The sequence below is a fragment of the Pseudomonas sp. RL_105y_Pfl2_101 genome (assembly GCF_963970585.1).
Taxonomy (GTDB): domain Bacteria; phylum Pseudomonadota; class Gammaproteobacteria; order Pseudomonadales; family Pseudomonadaceae; genus Aquipseudomonas.
Window position 1 is genome coordinate 38152 of sequence record NZ_CAXAPG010000012.1, and the last position, 17707, is coordinate 55858.

General features: G+C 60.6%; 16 protein-coding genes and 1 pseudogene. 8 read left to right on the plus strand and 9 right to left on the minus strand.

Annotated features, from left to right (window positions below):
* Window positions 1-181: 181 nt before the first annotated feature.
* The 5 genes from AACY31_RS15305 to fabB all read left to right on the plus strand — a co-directional run bounded on the left by AACY31_RS15305 (window position 182) and on the right by fabB (window position 7132).
* On the plus strand, window positions 182-2305 hold the full coding sequence (locus tag AACY31_RS15305) for a TonB-dependent receptor plug domain-containing protein (protein ID WP_339480651.1): 2124 nt from the start codon (window positions 182-184) through the stop codon (window positions 2303-2305).
* Window positions 2306-3238, plus strand: coding sequence for an ABC transporter substrate-binding protein (locus AACY31_RS15310; protein ID WP_339480649.1), 933 nt, complete (start codon window positions 2306-2308; stop codon window positions 3236-3238).
* Window positions 3235-5136 (plus strand): ATP-binding protein, encoded by a 1902-nt coding sequence (locus AACY31_RS15315; protein ID WP_339480647.1) that lies wholly within the window; start codon window positions 3235-3237, stop codon window positions 5134-5136. The genes AACY31_RS15310 and AACY31_RS15315 overlap by 4 nt, the downstream gene beginning before the upstream one ends.
* A 248-nt stretch (window positions 5137-5384) precedes the next feature.
* Complete coding sequence (gene fabA / locus AACY31_RS15320) at window positions 5385-5900, plus strand: 3-hydroxyacyl-[acyl-carrier-protein] dehydratase FabA (RefSeq protein WP_003204400.1); 516 nt, start codon at window positions 5385-5387, stop codon at window positions 5898-5900.
* 11 nt (window positions 5901-5911) lie between these two features.
* Window positions 5912-7132 (plus strand): beta-ketoacyl-ACP synthase I, encoded by a 1221-nt coding sequence (gene fabB / locus AACY31_RS15325; protein WP_339480645.1) that lies wholly within the window; start codon window positions 5912-5914, stop codon window positions 7130-7132.
* Window positions 7133-7228: 96 nt separating this feature from the next.
* Here fabB and AACY31_RS15330 read toward each other — a convergent pair whose 3' ends face one another.
* Complete coding sequence (locus AACY31_RS15330) at window positions 7229-7693, minus strand: DUF3859 domain-containing protein (RefSeq protein WP_339480643.1); 465 nt, start codon at window positions 7691-7693, stop codon at window positions 7229-7231.
* Window positions 7694-7828: 135 nt separating this feature from the next.
* Window positions 7829-8845 (minus strand): amidohydrolase family protein, encoded by a 1017-nt coding sequence (locus tag AACY31_RS15335; protein ID WP_339480641.1) that lies wholly within the window; start codon window positions 8843-8845, stop codon window positions 7829-7831.
* A 126-nt stretch (window positions 8846-8971) separates the two neighbouring features.
* Between AACY31_RS15335 and AACY31_RS15340 the strand changes: the two genes are divergently transcribed.
* Window positions 8972-9832, plus strand: coding sequence for a pirin family protein (locus AACY31_RS15340; RefSeq protein WP_339480639.1), 861 nt, complete (start codon window positions 8972-8974; stop codon window positions 9830-9832).
* A 236-nt stretch (window positions 9833-10068) separates the two neighbouring features.
* Here the strand turns inward: AACY31_RS15340 and AACY31_RS15345 are convergent, their stop codons facing one another.
* From AACY31_RS15345 to AACY31_RS28935, 3 genes and pseudogenes are all read right to left on the minus strand, one after another.
* The gene (locus tag AACY31_RS15345; RefSeq protein ID WP_339480636.1) at window positions 10069-10797 is read right to left on the minus strand and encodes a dienelactone hydrolase family protein; all 729 of its coding nucleotides are present in this window, start codon (window positions 10795-10797) and stop codon (window positions 10069-10071) included.
* Window positions 10798-10866: 69 nt separating this feature from the next.
* The gene (gene htpG / locus AACY31_RS15350) at window positions 10867-12771 is read right to left on the minus strand and encodes a molecular chaperone HtpG (protein WP_339480633.1); all 1905 of its coding nucleotides are present in this window, start codon (window positions 12769-12771) and stop codon (window positions 10867-10869) included.
* 87 nt (window positions 12772-12858) lie between these two features.
* A pseudogene (locus AACY31_RS28935) lies at window positions 12859-13041 on the minus strand (PaaI family thioesterase); the annotation flags it as partial.
* A 54-nt stretch (window positions 13042-13095) separates the two neighbouring features.
* Here AACY31_RS28935 and AACY31_RS15355 point away from each other — a divergent pair.
* Complete coding sequence (locus tag AACY31_RS15355) at window positions 13096-13983, plus strand: DMT family transporter (RefSeq protein ID WP_339480630.1); 888 nt, start codon at window positions 13096-13098, stop codon at window positions 13981-13983.
* Window positions 13984-13988: 5 nt separating this feature from the next.
* On the opposite strand, the gene AACY31_RS15360 is transcribed toward AACY31_RS15355, so the two are convergent.
* Together AACY31_RS15360 and AACY31_RS15365 are read right to left on the minus strand one after the other, a co-directional pair.
* Window positions 13989-14450, minus strand: a complete 462-nt coding sequence (locus AACY31_RS15360) for a PaaI family thioesterase (RefSeq protein WP_339504722.1) — start codon at window positions 14448-14450, stop codon at window positions 13989-13991.
* On the minus strand, window positions 14447-14923 hold the full coding sequence (locus AACY31_RS15365; protein ID WP_339480625.1) for a PaaI family thioesterase: 477 nt from the start codon (window positions 14921-14923) through the stop codon (window positions 14447-14449). Before AACY31_RS15365 ends, AACY31_RS15360 begins: the two co-directional genes overlap by 4 nt.
* Before the next feature lie 157 nt (window positions 14924-15080).
* Here AACY31_RS15365 and AACY31_RS15370 point away from each other — a divergent pair, with 157 nt between their 5' ends.
* Window positions 15081-15350 (plus strand): hypothetical protein, encoded by a 270-nt coding sequence (locus tag AACY31_RS15370; protein WP_339480623.1) that lies wholly within the window; start codon window positions 15081-15083, stop codon window positions 15348-15350.
* Window positions 15351-15422: 72 nt separating this feature from the next.
* Here the strand turns inward: AACY31_RS15370 and AACY31_RS15375 are convergent, their stop codons facing one another.
* Both AACY31_RS15375 and brnQ read right to left on the minus strand, forming a co-directional pair.
* Window positions 15423-16160 carry a DUF599 domain-containing protein gene (locus AACY31_RS15375; protein ID WP_339480621.1) on the minus strand — a complete coding sequence of 246 codons (738 nt, stop codon included), beginning with the start codon at window positions 16158-16160 and terminating at the stop codon, window positions 15423-15425.
* Between the two features lie 155 nt (window positions 16161-16315).
* Complete coding sequence (brnQ, locus tag AACY31_RS15380) at window positions 16316-17629, minus strand: branched-chain amino acid transport system II carrier protein (RefSeq protein WP_339480618.1); 1314 nt, start codon at window positions 17627-17629, stop codon at window positions 16316-16318.
* Window positions 17630-17707 lie beyond the last annotated feature (78 nt).

Sequence of the window (17707 nt, forward strand, 5' to 3'; positions counted from 1 at the left end):
TACCAAGTGGCAATGCGGGGCATTATACGGAGCGGCCAGAGCACGACCAGCCCCGGCAACAATTACCTCCTGCTGTAGGAAGCTGACCATCAATTCCTAGGAAAATGCTGTCAACGCGAATGGAAAAGTCGTTCAGCTCGGTTAACATGCCCGTCATTCACCCATTCTCAAAGGCTGTACCGTGTTCGTTGGCCCTTCCCGTCCAGTTTCGTCCCTGCTATTGGCACTGATCATCAGTCCGTCAGTGCTGGGCGCCGACCTGTTCGTGGACAGCCAGCCCATGCCCCAAGTGCTGACGGCCACGCGCCTCAAGCAATCACCCGCGGCAGTGCCAGGCAGCATGACCGTGCTCGACAGCGAGTTGATCAAGGCCAGCGGCGCCCGCGATATCAGCGAACTGCTACGCTTGGTGCCGGGCATGATGGTCGGCAACATCAGCGGCAACCAGGCTGCCGTGAACTACCATGGCACCAACGCCAGCGAAGCCCGCCGCATGCAAGTGCTGATCGACGGCCGCTCGGTATACCGCGCCGGCCTGGCCACGGTGGACTGGAGCGATATTCCGGTGGCCATGGAAGACATCGAGCGGATCGAAGTCTTCCGCGGTCCCAACACCGTCAGCTACGGCGCCAACGCGCTGATGGCGGTGGTCAACATCATCACCCGAACCCCGGCCGACAGCCACGGCACCCGGCTGAAAATCACCCGTGGCCAGCGCGGCGTCAGCGACTGGTACGCCAGCCAGGGCAGCGGCTGGGACGGTGGCGACCTGCGGCTGTCGCTGTCCGGCCAGGAAGACGATGGCTTTGACAGCGACCGCAACGGCGCCGATTACCGCGACAGCCGTCGCCTGAACCGCTTCAACCTGTCCGTCAGCCAGACCCTGGACGAGCGCCAGAGCATCGACTGGCAACTGAACGCCAAGGACGGAACCAATCAGCGGCCTTACACCTACCACCCAGTGTTCGCTGGGATTACAGCCGCTGGCGACAATTCTGACGTCATCGCCAAGGACTACGCCGGCTCGCTGCGCTGGAACCTGGACCTGGACCCCAACCACAGTCTTTATGTACAGGGCTCGATCCAGCACTGGGATCGCCAGCAGACCTGGCGCGCCTGCGACGCCGAGGTATCTTTCAGCCCGCAACTGACCGACCTGTGGCAGCTCAACCCCAACTATGCCGAGAAGCTGGCACGCAATATCCCCAGCTACGTCAGCAGCGGCGCGCCAGCCGGCACGCCGCAGGAACAGGCGTTGGCCAATCAGGTGCTCGACCAGTGGCGCAACGGCGCCTCGCAAACCCTGTGCGGCGATATCAACCAGAGCGCCCGGGAATCGCGCTACGACCTGGAGATCCAGGACACCCTGAGCCTGTCCGACGGCCTGCGACTGGTCACCGGCGCCAACTATCGCTATGACCGGGCCGACTCGGAGACTTATTTCAATGGCACCCTGGACGACACCACCTGGCGTCTGTTCGGCCAGCTCGAATGGCGGGCCACCGAGCATTGGTTGCTGCAGGGCGGCGCGATGTTCGAAGACACCCGCCTGACCGGCAGCTCGCTGACCCCACGGGTCGCGGTCAACTACCTGATCACCCCGCGCCACGGCCTGCGGGCGGTGTACTCCGAAGCCGTGCGCTCCCCGGACATGTTCGAGAACAACGTCAACTGGAGCTATCAGGTCACCAACCTGCACCCCCCTGCCTTCGGCCAGAGCAGTGCCCGTTACTTCGTCCAGACCCGTGGCCCGGGCAATTTGGAACAAGAGCACATGCGCTCCCGGGAACTGGGCTACAACGGTTATTTCGTGGACTTGGGGCTGGCGGTCGACGTAAAACTGTTTCATGACGAAATCACCGGCATGATCAGCGAACCGTTGCGCAACAATCAGTACATCGCCAGCAACAGCAACGAATCGCAATTTTCCGGGGCTGAAACCCAGTTCGACTGGCGCATCACCCGCGCCGACCGCCTACGCCTGACCTATGCCTATGTCGACGCCCAGGCCAGCAATCCCCTCGACGAACAACTGACCGCCCGCAACAGCGGTTCGGCCGGCTGGCTACGGGACTGGGGCCAAGGCTGGAACAGTGCGCTGTTCTATTACGCCGCCGACGCCCTCAATGGCTATCGCTACGAACGGGTGGACACCCGCCTCGCCCGGCGCATTCCCTTGGGCAAGGCCAGCCTGGAACTGGCGGGTGTCCTGCAGCAGCGCCTGGACAACCAGCCCACCACCTTTATCGATAACCGCTACGACTCCCGCCATGTCGTGTACTTCAGCGCGGAGTTGTCTTTCTAGATGTCCCGACGCCCACCCCGCAAGACGCCATTTCATGGCCGCCTGACGCTGGCCCTATGCCTGGTGTTTGCCGCTTGGCTGGCAACCATCGAGGCCCGGGCCGCCGATATCCTGCTGACCGGCGCCGAGGACAGCCCCGGTGTGCAATCTTTCACCCAGGCCCTGAAAACCCTGCGCCCGGAAGACAGTGTGCGGTTTACGCCAGTGGCCAACCTGCCAGCGCCAGACAAGTTGCCAAGCAATACCCGCCTGGTCCTGCTTGACCTGCCCAGCCTGGAGTGGCGCCTGAAAGACCCCCAGGGCCCAGCCACCCTGGTACTGCGCATCAGCCGCCAGCAAGCCCGCGATCGCCTGGGCGAGGCGACGCCCGCGCGACTGAGCCTACTGTGGAGCGATCCACCGATGGCGCGGCAATTGCGGCTGATCCGCGCCATCCTGCCGCAAGTGCGCCGGGTCGGCGTGCTTTACGACACCCACAGTGAATTCCTGCTCAGGGACATTCAACAGGCCGCGGCACCGTTGGGCCTGACCATTGTCAGCAAACGCTGGGACGACACCCGCGACAGCCGCCCCCTACGAAACCTGCTGGGCCAGAGCGACGTGCTGCTGGGTCTCGATGACCCCGACTTGTACAACCCCAAGACCGTGAAGAACCTTTTGCTCAGCAGCTACGCCCGGCAACGCGCCCTGATCGGGCCTAGCGCCGCATTCGTCAAGGCTGGCAGCCTGGCCAGCACCTATAGCGACCAACAAGACTGGCTGGCGATTCTCGACGAGTTGCTCGACCGCCCCGCCACGACCTGGCCACGCACGCTGTATCCGGACCGTTTCAAGGTCCTGGGCAACCGGCAGGTCTCCCGCTCACTGGGGATCGAACCGATTGACGCCGAATCCGTCGCGGCAACGTTGGCCGAAGGAGAACACCGCCCATGACCTTGCGTCGCCGTTGGGACATCAACACCCGTACCCAGCTCATCGCCCTCGGCCCAGCGTTGTTGCTGACCGTGCTGCTGATCAGTTTCTTTACCTTCGTGCGGATCCAGGACTTGCGCCAGGAACTCAATCACACCGGGCAACTGATCGCCAACCAACTGGCCCCTGCCACGGAGTACGGGGTGATTTCCGGCAACAACGAAGTATTGGAAAGCCTGCTCGCCGCCACCCTGGCGACCCCACACGTGCGCTTCCTGGAGGTCCAGGACAGCACCGACAAGGTCCTGGTGTACGTCGAACAACCCGAGCAAACCCGCAGCCGTGCCCAGCAGGTCGAAGTCTTCCAGGCCCCAGTACGCCTGCAGCGCATCGCCCTGAACAATGATTTCCTGCAGGGCAACAGCACATCCGCGGAGGCCTCCGGCGAAGATTACCTGGGCCGCGTGATCGTCGGCATGTCCAGTGACGCGTTCAGTCAGCGGCAACAAGAGATTCTGTTCAAGGCGGCGATCCTGGCGCTGTTCGCCCTGCTGTTCACCTTCCTGGTGGCGCGCCGGCTGGCGAGCAACCTGTCCCGACCAATCCGCGACATCGGCAACGCGGTCAAGGCCATCCAGCAAGGCGACTACAGCACCCCCCTGCCCATCGTCGATGACACCGAGTTGGGGGCCTTGTCGCGGCACATCAACAACCTGGCCGATGGCTTGGGGCAAGCCAGCCGCGAACAGCACCAGGCCATAGCGCAGTTGATCAAGACCCGCGAAGAAGCGGAAAAAGCCAACAGCGCCAAGTCCGAGTTCCTGGCGATGATGAGTCATGAACTGCGCACGCCCATGAACGGCGTACTGGGCATGCTGCAGTTGTTGGAAACCACCCGTATGACGGACGAGCAGCACGAGTACACGGCGCTGGCGTCGGAATCCACCGAACACCTGCTGAAGGTGATCAACGACATCCTCGACTTCTCGCGCATCGAACGCTCGGCCCTGGAGCTGGAGCACATCCCGTTCAACCTGGCAGAGCTGGTGAGCAGTTGCGCGCAGTCGTTCCAGCACAGCGCCGCGCAGCGCAAGCTGGGCCTGGACCTGATGCTGCCGGACGACATGCTGGCCTTGCAGGTCCAGGGCGATCCAACGCGGATACGGCAGATCCTGGTGAACCTGATCGGCAATGCACTGAAATTCACCGAGCAAGGCCGTGTCACCGTGCAATGCCAGTGGCAGGCCCTGGACCACGAACTGCTGTGGTTCACCTGCACGGTGCGCGACAGTGGCATCGGAATCCCGGCCGAGAGCCTGGAGCGCATGTTCGACGCCTTCCAGCAGGCCGACAATTCGATCTCCCGGCGCTACGGCGGTACCGGCCTGGGCCTGCCGATCGCCCGCACCCTGGCCGAGCGCATGGGTGGGACGCTGCGGGCCCAAAGCGAAGAAGACCAGGGCTCAGTGTTCACCCTCGAGATCCCGCTGGCCCTGTCGCGCCAGACACCACCGACCCGGGCGCCGCGGCTGCCCGTTGGCAACGGCGATGGTGAAGGCCGTAATGTACTGCTGGTGGAAGACAATCCGGTCAACCAGACGGTGGTCGAAGCCATGCTGCGCAGCCTGGGCTTCACCGTCAGCGTCGCCACCGATGGCGCCCAGGCCGTACGCAGCGCCGAAAGCCTGATTTTCGAAGTGATCCTCATGGATTGCCGCTTGCCCATCCTTGATGGCTACGAAGCCACGCGGCAGATCCGTCAGTTGCCGGGTTGCGGCGAGGTACCGATCATCGCCCTGACGGCCAACGCGTTGCAGGGTGACCGCGAAGCCTGCCTCGCGGCGGGCATGAACGATTACCTGGCCAAGCCGTTCAAAAGGAACGACCTACAGCAGATTCTGCAGCGCTGGGCGAGTTAGAACAGGTCACTGGACCATCTGTGACTGGCGTGAAAGGCGAAAGTGCGGCAGTCTTAGGCATCCGAACAAGCCTCTATTGGGGCTTGAATAAAAATTTCAGTGCACAGGTGTACATTCATTTCCCGTGTGCTGTGACTTTCACTACAACGCAATAGTCTATGAGTAAGCTGTCGATTCGAGGCGTGAACGCTTCGATCGGCCGGGAAGATTTGCCCCACCCTGCCGCATGGGACTATTGAGGAGCTCGCATGACCAAACAAAACGCCTTTACCCGGGAAGATCTACTGCGCTGCAGTCGCGGTGAGCTGTTCGGCCCAGGTAACGCGCAACTGCCCGCCCCGAACATGCTGATGGTGGATCGCATCACCCATATCAGCGAAGAGGGTGGCAAGTACGGCAAAGGTGAATTGGTCGCCGAACTGGATATCACTCCGGACCTGTGGTTCTTCGCCTGCCACTTCGAAGGTGACCCGGTCATGCCGGGCTGCCTGGGCTTGGACGCCATGTGGCAACTGGTCGGTTTCTTCCTCGGCTGGCAAGGCCTGCCGGGTCGAGGTCGCGCCCTGGGCTCGGGCGAAGTGAAGTTCTTTGGTCAGGTCCTGCCGACGGCCAAGAAAATCACCTATAACATTCATATCAAACGCGTCCTCAAGGGCAAGCTGAACATGGCCATTGCCGATGGTTCGGTTGCCGTGGATGGTCGCGAGATCTACACCGCCGAAGGCCTCCGGGTCGGCGTTTTCACCTCCACTGACAACTTCTAAGGGTTATCCGCATGCGCCGCGTCGTTATCACTGGTCTGGGCATCGTTTCGTGCCTGGGCAATGACAAAGAGACCGTCTCCGCTAACCTGCGTGCAAGTCGCCCTGGCATCCGGTTCAATCCGGAATATGCCGAAATGGGTCTGCGTAGCCAGGTTTCCGGCTCCATTGACCTTCCCCTCGAAGAGCTGATCGATCGCAAGATCTACCGTTTCGTCGGCCACGCGGCGGCTTACGCCTACCTGGCCATGAAGGACGCCATCGCTGACTCCGGGCTAACCGAAGAGCAGGTTTCCAACCCGCGCACCGGTCTGATCGCCGGCTCCGGTGGCGCCTCCACCTTGAACCAGATGGAAGCGCTGGACATTCTGCGCGAAAAAGGCGTCAAGCGCGTTGGCCCGTACCGCGTCACGCGGACCATGAGCAGCACGGTTTCCGCCTGCCTGGCCACGCCGTTCAAGATCAAGGGCCTGAACTACTCCATCGCTTCTGCCTGCGCCACCAGTGCCCACTGCATTGGCAACGCCATGGAACAGATCCAGATGGGCAAGCAGGACGTCGTCTTCGCCGGCGGTGGTGAAGAAGAACATTGGAGCCAGTCGTTCCTGTTCGACGCCATGGGCGCCCTGTCCAGCAAACGCAACGAGACGCCGGAAAAAGCTTCCCGCGCCTACGATGCCGACCGTGACGGTTTCGTCATCGCTGGCGGCGGCGGCATGGTCGTGGTCGAGGAACTGGAACACGCCCTGGCCCGTGGCGCCAAGATCTACGCGGAAATCGTCGGCTACGGCGCCACTTCCGACGGCTACGACATGGTCGCCCCAAGCGGCGAAGGCGCCATCCGCTGCATGCAGATGGCCATGTCCACCGTCGACACACCGATCGACTACCTGAACACCCACGGCACCTCGACTCCGGTCGGCGACGTCGCGGAAATGAAAGGTGTGCGCGAAGTGTTCGGCGACAAGGCCCCGGCCATCAGCTCCACCAAGAGCCTGTCGGGTCACTCCCTGGGCGCCGCCGGCGTTCACGAAGCGATCTACTGCATGCTGATGATGGAAGGCAATTTCATGGCCGGCTCCGCCAACATCGACGAGCTCGATCCAGAAGTGGCCGACCTGCCAATCCTGAGCAAGACTCGCGAAAACGCCACCATCAATACCGTGATGAGCAACAGCTTCGGCTTCGGCGGCACCAATGCCACCCTGGTACTGAAGCGCTGGCAGGGCAAGTAAGCCCCACCGTTACGCCGCACACAAAAACGCCCCGACTGGTTCGGGGCGTTTTTTTGCCTGGCAAATATGCCCAAGCCCGCACATGAGGCCTGGAGCTCAGCGCACGACGAACCGCTGCTGCGTCAACAGCCGATCCCCCTGGAACACCATGAACCGCCACTCCCCCGGCACCACTTCGTGGCTTTCGGTGAATTCGTAGGCCATGACATCCTGAGGCGCACCCGGTACCAGTTTCTGGATCACCTCGAACTTATCGTGGCGCACGCCATCGGGGGTGCGGATGCCGGGGGTGAAGTACAACAAGGTCAACGGCTGGTCATCCGCGACCTTGCCGGCCAACTGGTAGCGCATGCCGAACTTGGTCCCTAGCTTCGCCGGCACGCTTTCGGTCTGACGGATCTGCTCGTTGCTGCGCCGCAGGACCCGCTCTCCCGACTGCAACTCGGCTTGCGGCCCTTCGAAAACACCATACTCCACCGAGCCTTCGACACGGACTTCGGCCTGTGCCAGGCCGCAGGTCAACAACAGCGCGACCAGTGCGCTTGAACGGGTGAGGTGCATAGTGCGCTCCTTGATTGAGATGAGCGCGAGGGTATGACGCGGGGGTGACAGGCTGATGACAAAGCGACGTTGGCCTATGGGAGCAAAGCCTGCTCGCGATGCAGGCACCTGGTTTTCTCCTCAACCGCGTCGTCTTCATCGCGGGCAAGCCTTGCTCCCACACAACACCGCTAAAAAGTTATCCCGCGCCACCTTCCGAGCCACGTCTTCGGGCAAGGCATCCAGAAACGGATCGAAGCTGCGCAGCTCCCTGCCCAACTTGTTGAACCGCCCGACGACATCCGAGCCCACCATGAAGCGCCCAGGAAAGCGCTCCACCAGCGTTACCCACTCATCCCGGGGCTTGCCCGCCTCATCCAGCAAATACGGTGTGAGCACGCTCCAGGACAGGTCGATGTACAGATTGGGGTAGGTCTCAAGCATGCGGGTCAGGGTCGGCAACAGAAAATCCAGGCGGGTCTGGTGGCGATGGATCTCCATGCTGGTACCGGCGTGGGCCCAGATAAAGCGCGTGTGCGGATGATTGCGCAACGGCTCCTCGATTTCTGCCAGGTACAGCGGATTTTTCTCACGCTTGGACGTGATGTTGGAGTGCAGCATCACCGGCAGGTCGTTCTCGGCCGCCAGGTGATAGATCTGCGTCATGGCTTCATTGTTAGCCCGCGGGGTGTCGCCCGAGGTCAGCGCCGTCAGGTCGTCATGGCGAGTGAAGACCTCGCCGATGCCTTGCCACAAACCCGGGTAGAGATCGAGCATGCGCTGGATATGGGCGGCGGAGTTCTTGTCGTTGGGATTGAAGCCCGACAGGAACGGATGAAAGTGCCGGCGCTGTTCGTCGGTCAGCTTGCTCACCGCCGCAGCGACAATCACGTCGGTGGCGCTGTACCAATAGGCATCGGCATCGTCACCGGCGTAATAGCGCGGACGCTTAGGCTCGTCCTCATGCCATTTCTTGGCCACCGGCACACCGGAAATCATCACATGCTCAATGCGATTGTCCGCCATCGCCTGGAGCAACTTGGGCATACCGGCCGTTTCCTGGAAAAAATCGACGTAATGCAGGTGCGCATCGCTGTAGGCATATTCGCGAGCCACGGCACCGCTGCTGAAAACAACCAGCAGCCAGGCACAGATTAAACGGGTCAGGGGCACGGGCAGTCTCCAGAAGCCTTGAACAGCGTAGACCCTAACCATCCCACCTAGGTTCAAGGCGCATTCGCCGCGTCTGCCGGCGACGGGGTATGCTTCGGGCAACCGTTGTTCAACCTGGAAGACAACATGAGCACTCCCCTGACCGTTCGCCCCCGCGCCGAAGATGTCGAAGGCCAGCCAATTCTTCGCCCGCTGCCGTCCGCCAAATGTCGCAGCGTCGGGCCCTTCGTGTTCTTCGATCACATGCTGCCAACCACCTACCCGACCGGCAGAGGCATGAACATCCGCCAGCATCCGCATATCGGCCTGTCCACCCTCACCTACCTGTTCGAAGGAAAACTCCAGCACAAGGACAGCCTGGGTTCCGACCAAGTGGTGGACGCCGGGGATGTCAGCTGGATGACCGCCGGCAGCGCCATCGCCCACGTCGAGCGCACGCCCGAGTCATCGCTGGGCAGTGCATTCGTCATGCACGGGTTGCAAGTCTGGCTGGCCTCGCCCAAGGCCCACGAACAGGGCCCCGGGCACTACAGTCATCACCCGGCACACAGCCTGCCGGTCAGCGAGAACCTGGGGGTCAGCATCCGGATGATCGCCGGGTCAGGCTTTTGCCTGGAATCGCCGGTACCGGTGCTGTCGCCAACGCTTTATGCCGAATTGAAGCTGCAAACCGCAACGACGCTGCTGATCCCCACCGAGCATGCAGAGCGGGCCCTGTATGTGTTGAGCGGCGAGGCGTTACTGGACGGCGAGCCGGTGCAGGCTCACGCCTTGGTGATATTGCCGACAGGGGAAGAAATGACGCTGTTTGCCGACAGTGACTGCCATGCCGTGTTGTTCGGCGGTGCGCCACTGGATGGGCCGCGACGGATCAACTGGAATTTCGTCGCCAGCGACCCGGCCCGGATCGATGAAGCCCGCCGGCGCTGGGCGGCTGGGGACTGGCCGACGGTGCCAGGGGAAAGTGAGCGGATCGAATTACCCTAGAGTCACAACAGCCTGTGGCGGGGAAACTTGCTCACGCATGGCCCTGTAGGAGCTGGCGAAGCCTGCGATCTTTTGATCTTTTGATCTTTTGATCTTTCGTTTGAGATTCAAGTGTTTGGGGAAAGATCGCAGCCTCGTTGCACTCGACAGCTCCTACACAGCTCCTACAGTTGCTACACAGTTCCTACGGACCCAGCGGGAGCAAGCTCCCTCGCCACGGGTTCTACTTGGAGTATTCAGCCCCTGAACACTTCATCCAACAAGTTATGCATCGACCTGAACGCCCGTCCGGCGACCTTCGCGTTGTACATCGTCTTGCCCGGCACATTCGCCTGCGGGTCGGTGAACGAATGCACCGCACCGCCGTAGCTCAGCAGTTGCCAATCCACCCCGGCGGCGTTCATTTCATCTTCGAAAGCCGGTAGCTGCTCTTTCGGCACCAGCGGGTCCGAGGCGCCATGCATGGCCAGCACCACGCCCTTGATGTTCTGCGCATCGGTCGGGTTCGGTGTATCCAGGGTGCCGTGGAAGGAAATCGCCGCCTTCAGCGGTGCACCGCTACGGGCCAGTTCCAGGGCGCAGCAGCCACCGAAGCAAAAACCGAACGTGGCCAGCCTGGAAGCGTCGACCTGCGCTTCGCCCTGGCTCTGCAGTTGCTCGAACGCCGCCTGCATGCGCTTGCGCAACAGGGCCCGGTCGTTCTTGAGGGGCATCATCGCCGCCCCCGCCTCATCGGCATTGCTCGGGCGGACCACCTGCCCGTACAGGTCGGCGATCAACACCACATAACCGTTGGCCGCCACCGACCTGGCGATGTCCTCGGCGCCCGCCCCAACCCCCATCCAGTTCGGCGCCATCAGCAAACCTGGGCGCAGCCCCTGCTGATTGACGTCGAAGGCCAGACGACCTTCATAACGTTGCCCTTCGATCTGATAGACCAGCGAACGAACCGTAACCTGACTCATGACGGACTCCTTTTTGACTGAACACCAGAAATGAAAAAACCCGCCGAAGCGGGTTTTTTCTACACTTGCTTAAGCTGACAGTTCAACCAGCAGCTTGTTCAGGCGACGCACATACGCCGCCGGGTCCTTCAGGCTGTCGCCAGCCGCCAGGGCCGCTTGGTCGAAGAGGATGTGCGACAGATCGCCGAAACGCTCTTCGCTCTGCTCGTTGTCGAGTTTTTCCACCAGCGGGTGGGCCGGGTTGAATTCGAAGATTGGCTTGGAGTCCGGGACTTTCTGGCCGCTGGCTTCGAGGATCTGGCGCATTTGCAGGCCCAGGTCCTGCTCACCGATGGCCAGGATCGCCGGGGAGTCGGTCAGGCGGTGCGAGACACGCACTTCGCTGACCGCCTCGCCCAGGGCCGTCTTGATTCGCTCAACCAAGCCTTCCTTGCTCTTGGCGACTTCTTCGGCGGCTTTCTTGTCTTCTTCCGAATCCAGGTTGCCGAGGTCCAGGTCACCACGCGCCACGTCGACAAAATTCTTGCCGTCGAACTCGCTGAGGTAGCTCATCAGCCACTCGTCGATGCGGTCGGTCAGCAGCAGTACTTCGATGCCCTTCTTGCGGAAGACTTCCAGGTGCGGGCTGCTCTTGACCTGTGCATAAGTTTCACCGGTCAGGTAGTAGATCTTGTCCTGGCCTTCCTTGGCACGGGCCAGGTAATCGGCCAGGCCCACGACTTGCTCGCCATCGTCACCCTGGGTCGACGCAAAGCGCAGCAGGCCGGCGATTTTTTCTTTGTTGGCGAAGTCCTCGGCCGGGCCTTCTTTCATGACCTGGCCGAAGTTTTTCCAGAAGCTCTTGTACTGCTCGGGCTCGTTCTTCGCCAGTTTTTCCAGCATGTCCAGCACGCGCTTGGTCAGTGCCGACTTCATGGAGTCGATGATCGGATCTTTCTGCAGGATTTCCCGCGAAACGTTCAGCGACAGGTCATTGGAATCCACCACGCCCTTGATGAAGCGCAGGTACAGCGGCAGGAACGATTCGGCCTGGTCCATCACGAACACACGCTGCACGTACAGCTTCAGGCCGCGTGGCGCTTCGCGCTGGTACAGGTCGAACGGTGCACGGGCCGGCACGTACAACAGCGAGTTGTATTCCAGCTTGCCTTCGACCTTGTTGTGGCTCCAGCTCAGCGGGTTCTCGTAGTCATGGGCGATGTGCTTGTAGAACTCCTGGTATTCCTCGTCTTTCACCTCGGTGCGCGGACGGGTCCACAAGGCACTGGCGCGGTTGACGGTTTCCCATTCCACTTCAGGCTTTTCTTCGCCTTCGGTAGCGGTGACTTCCTTCGGCAGCTCGATTGGCAGCGCGATATGGTCGGAGTACTTCTTGATGATGTTGCGCAGGCGCCAGCCATCGGCGAACTCGTCTTCGCCAGACTTGAGGTGCAGCACGATGCGGGTACCGCGATCAGCCTTGTCGACGGTGGCGACTTCAAACTCGCCCTCGCCCTTAGACGACCAGTGCACGCCTTCGCTCGCAGCGAGGCCGGCACGGCGACTGAACACTTCGACCTGGTCGGCGACGATGAACGCGGAATAGAAGCCGACGCCGAACTGACCGATCAGGTGGGAATCTTTCTTCTGATCGCCGGACAGGTTCTTCATGAAATCGGCGGTGCCGGACTTGGCGATGGTGCCCAAGTGCGTGATCACCTCTTCGCGGCTCATGCCGATGCCGTTGTCTTCGAGGGTGACGGTTTTCGCGTCCTTGTCGAAGCTCACACGGATTTTCAGCTCAGCGCCGCCTTCCAGCAATTCAGGCTTGGAAAGGGCCTCGAAACGTAATTTGTCGACAGCGTCAGAGGCGTTCGAAATCAACTCGCGAAGGAAAATTTCCTTATTGGAATACAGCGAGTGAATCATCAGGTGCAGCAGTTGCTTTACCTCGGTCTGGAAGCCCAGGGTTTCCTTTTGAGTTTCCACGCTCATGGTCATCAAACTCCAAGTGGATGGTGGTGTCCGCCTCGCTGAGATTGGCGGCGGGATATCCTCAAGGTGGGGGCAACGTTGATGATTTCAAGGGCAATCCGGTTTTGACGGTTCCTGGATCTTGAAATGTGCCCGGGCAGTGGCGATGGATTCGGCCTCGACGTCTTGCCAGGCGGTGATCGCGACGTTGGCGACCCGCCTCTGGCACCTGGCCGGGTACTGGGGGAATGTGTTGCGAAGAAACTGCCTGAGCCACAGATAATCGCTGCTTTAATACCAGACGGCAGTTCACGAAGAACAATGGCTGAGTAAAAAGGAGCATCAATGCATCAGGTAAAGCTGCCGTTAGGTGGAGCATTATGGATGGCAGCAAGCCTGCTTTCATTCATAGGCATGGCCGTCGCGGCCCGAGAGCTTTCCAAATTCATGTCGATCTTCGAGATCCTGTTTTTCAGGTCCTTGGTCGGATTGATCATTATTTTTCCGGTTATTTACCAACAACGCACCAAGCTCAAACAAACCCACGACCTGGGTCTGCAGATTGGCAGGAACGCGGTTCACTTCGCCGGACAATATGCCTGGACCATCGGCGTGGCATCGCTTCCGTTGGTTAAGGTCTTTGCTCTGGAGTTCACCACCCCGATATGGGTTTCCCTCCTGGCGTTTCTATTCTTGAAGGAAAAACTCTCCACCACGAGGGTATTCGCCGCCATCGGCGGTTTCCTGGGGGTCCTGGTCGTTCTAAGGCCCGGCCTTGGTAGCATTGAACCCGCCGCATTTATCGTTCTTATGGCCGCCATGGGCTACGCAACATCCATCATCATGGTGAAAAAACTGACGTTGACCAGCAGTCCCACCATCATCGTGATCTGGATGGTGCTTCTACAATTGCCCTTGGGCCTTGGTCTATCCTTGGCACAATGGCGTACACCTACGCTCGCCTGCATCCCCTGGATCCTGCTGTTAGGCATAACGGGTTTAGGTGCGCACTTCGCTATGGCCAAGGCACTGAGCATCATGGAAGCCTCCATTGCCATCCCGATTGATTTTTTCAGGGTGCCGCTCATTGCCGTCGTTGGTTTTTTTCTCTACGGCGAGCCTCTTGAAATTTGGGTATTGGTCGGCGCAGTGATTATCTTCGCCTCAAACTATCTGACCTTCCGGGTCGAACAAAAGGGCATGCCATCGTCAATTTCGCCGAGCTCAAAGTGATCAGCTCAAGGGCAATCCGGTTTTGACGGTTCCTGGATCTTGAAATGTGCCCGGGCAGTGGCGATGGGTTCGGCCTCGACGTCTTGCCAGGCGGTGATCGCGACGTTGGCGACCCGTCGGCCCTGGCGCCAGACCTGGCATTTGGCATAGGTGTCGCGAAACTGCCCGGTGCGCAGATAATCCAGGGAGAAATCGATGATTTTTGGCACGCCCGGCGTGCCAGTGGCGATCAACAGATGCACTGCAGCAGCCAGTTCCATGAAACCGGCGATGACGCCGCCATGGATGGCCGGCAGTAAAGGGTTACCAATGTTGTCTTTGTTGGCCGGCAGGTGAAACAACAAGTCGTCGCCCTGGCGCGTGCATTCGACGCCGATGAGCTGGGCATAGGGGATCGAGGCGAGCAGCAACGCGTAGTCGCCCTGCTCGCAGGCACGGCGCAGTTGTTCCTGGAGGGTATCGGTCATGGTTGGCCCACAGCGGTCATCGAGCCGCCCTTCCCTATTCCCCTGGCATGCTGGCCCAGGCGCATGAATGTACCCACCACATGGGCGATGGGTTGCTCGGGGTCGTCCTGGTAGGCGAAACCCCGGGTGAAGATCACGTCCGGGGTCACCCGATAGCATTGCGCGAAGCCGTAGACATCCTTGTGGGGCTCGGCCGCGTGCATGTAGTCGATGCGCAGGTCGAGGGTGGGACAGACTTCGAATTGTGGCAACACACATAAGGTCGACATGCCACACGCGGTGTCCATCAATGAGGTCAACGCCCCGCCGTGGATGATGCCCGTCAGGGGATTGCCGACGATTTGCGGGCTGAACGGCAGGATGACCGTCAGCCCGTCACGACTGGCACTGTGCAGCTTCAAGCCCAGCACCTGGCAATGCCTGAGTGCGGATAGAAAGCGTGTCGCACGCTCAAAAACGGGGTCTGCGGCCATTCGATTAACGCTCCAATGAGTGACGAGACCTGACAACAGGCGCGATGCACAAAGTTCCATTGCAGTGCAAAGTTATATATCTGTTACGCAACAGGAACTTAATCCGAGGGGTGGTGTTCAAAAGGCCAGTAGTTATTTCCATAAGGAGAAACACCCCATGCGTAAGACCTTTGCTATTGCCTTGATGTTGGCCGCCTCCCTCGGCCTCGCTGCCTGCGATAAAAAATCCGAGGACAAAGCTCAAGATGCCCAACAACACGCCGAGCAAGCTCAGCAAGACATGAACAAAGCACAGGATAAAGTGAACGACGCGGCGAAAGAAAACGCCGAAGCTGCCAAAGCTCAGTCTGAATCGAACAGCGCCGCTCAGCAGGAACAAGCTCCTGCGCCTGCGCCTGAAGCGCCTGAAGCGCCTAAAACCAACTAATACGGTTTTAGCGGCAAAAGAAAACCCGCCTGGTGCGGGTTTTTTTTGCCTGCGATTTGGAGGCGCCGGCTATCAGGCCGCTTCCTTGCCAACCTCGGGCACTGGCGCATCCGTGGGGGTATAGACCATCACGTCCAGCACATCGGAGTGAAACTCGCGCTGATACAACACGAACACCACGCCAGCACTCATCAACATGAATAACCAGGGGCTGACGAACCACGCCAACATGGTCATGCCGAAATAATAAGAGCGCAGGCCGAAGTTGAATTGGTTGGCCGCCATGGAAATCACCCGTGCCGCCCTTAGCGCAAAGGCCTTGCGTTCCTGCTCCGACACATGGCGCTCACCGATCATCGGCGCCGAGCCAATCAGGACTGCCGCGAAGTTGTATTGGCGCATGCACCAGCTGAACGTGAAGAACGCATACACAAACACCAAGGCCAGGCACAGCAACTTGACCTCCGCCATGCCCTGGGAAGCCTGTTGCACCATCGGCAGGTCCGCCAACAACGACACCGCCCGATCGGACGCCCCGAGCACCGTCAGGATACCGGCCAGGATGATCAGTGTGCTGGAGGCGAAGAATGATGCGTTGCGCTCCAGGTTGCCGATCACGCTGGCATCGGCGATACGGTTCTCACGCAGCAGCATGCGGCGCATCCAGTCTTCGCGATACAGGTGCATCACGCTGGCCAGGCAGGCGGTGTCGCGAGCTTTCCAGGTGGCATAACGGGTGTAACCGCCCCAGCAGATGATGAACCAGGCACCGGCGAGAAGATGGATCAGGTTGGCTTGGATGAATGACATTCGACTTCCTGTGACGAAACAAATCGGTGGCAATGGTATCAGCGAACCCTGTGGGAGCGAGCCCACGGAAAAAGACACGGCACTCAAAAAAAATGCCCCGTATCGATTGATACGGGGCATTTCAGTTCTTGCTGATGGATCTGCCAGTAGGCCGCTTAAGCCAACGCCTCGCTGCGCTTGCCCAGCAGGCGATCGCACACCACCGCGACCGCCAGGGTCATCACCGAAGGCACCAGCCAGGCCAGGCCTTGCTCGCTCAGCGGCAGGTGGGCCAGTTGCGTCGGCATCCAGTCCGCCAGCCCGGCGCCCTTGAGCGCATCGATCAGGCCAAACAGGAACGACACCAGCATCACCGGGCCAACGATGCGCCCCTGCTCGTGCCAGAAGTCCTTGCAGAAGCTCAGGGCCACCAGGACGATGCACGGCGGATAGATCGCGGTGAGGACCGGAATCGAGAAGGCGATCAGCTTGGTCAGGCCCAGGTTGGACACCAGCAGCGAAAAGGCGGCCAGGATCACGACCAAGGTCTTGTAGGACAGCGGCAGGACACGGCTGAAGTACTCGGCACAGGCGCAGGTCAGGCCGACCGCGGTTACCATGCACGCCAGGGAGATGAGCACAGCGAGGAAACCGCTGCCCAGGCTGCCGAAGGTGTGTTGCACGTAGGCATGCAGCACCGCGGCGCCATTGGTCGCGCCCGCAGCCACTTCATGGCTGCCCGAGCCCAGGCGGAACAGGCTGACGTAGACCAGCGCCAGGCCCACCCCGGCAATCAGCCCGGCGATGATCGCATAGCGGGTGATCAAGGCTGGCGACTCGACGCCCCGGGAACGGATCGCGTTGACGATGACAATGCCGAACACCAAGGCGCCCAAGGTATCCATGGTCAGGTAGCCATTGATGAACCCTTGGGAGAACGGCGCCGCGATGTACTCGGGGGTCGCCACGCCAATATCACCTGCGGGCAAGGCAAACGCGGCGATGCCGAGCACAGCCAGGGCGATGATCTTCAATGGCGCGAGGAAGCGTCCGACGGTGTCCAGCAGGCGGCCCGGGTAGAGCGAGATGAAAAACACCAGCAGGAAATACACTGCGCTGTAGAGGAACAGTGCCAGCGGGCTTTCACCGGTCAACGGCGCCAGGCCGACTTCGAACGAAACGGTGGCGGTACGCGGCGTGGCGAACAACGGGCCGACGGCCAGGTAGCACACCGCCGCCAGTACACCACCGGCGAGCTTGCCGATGGGGCTGCTCAAGGCGTCCATCGCACCGCCCACCTTGGCCAGTGCAACGACCGTGATGACCGGCAGCCCGACCGCCGTGATCAAAAAGCCCAGCGCTGCCATCCAGACATGAGGTCCGGACTGCAAACCGACGATAGGCGGGAAGATGATGTTGCCGGCCCCGACGAACAGGGCAAATGTCATGAAACCAAGCGCCAGGACATCCTGGCCTTTCAACACTTTCATTAAGGAAACCACACTACTGAATCGGAATTTAGAGAGGGATTTCCCTTATGGGTAGAGGGAAATGCTGCCGATCCGTAT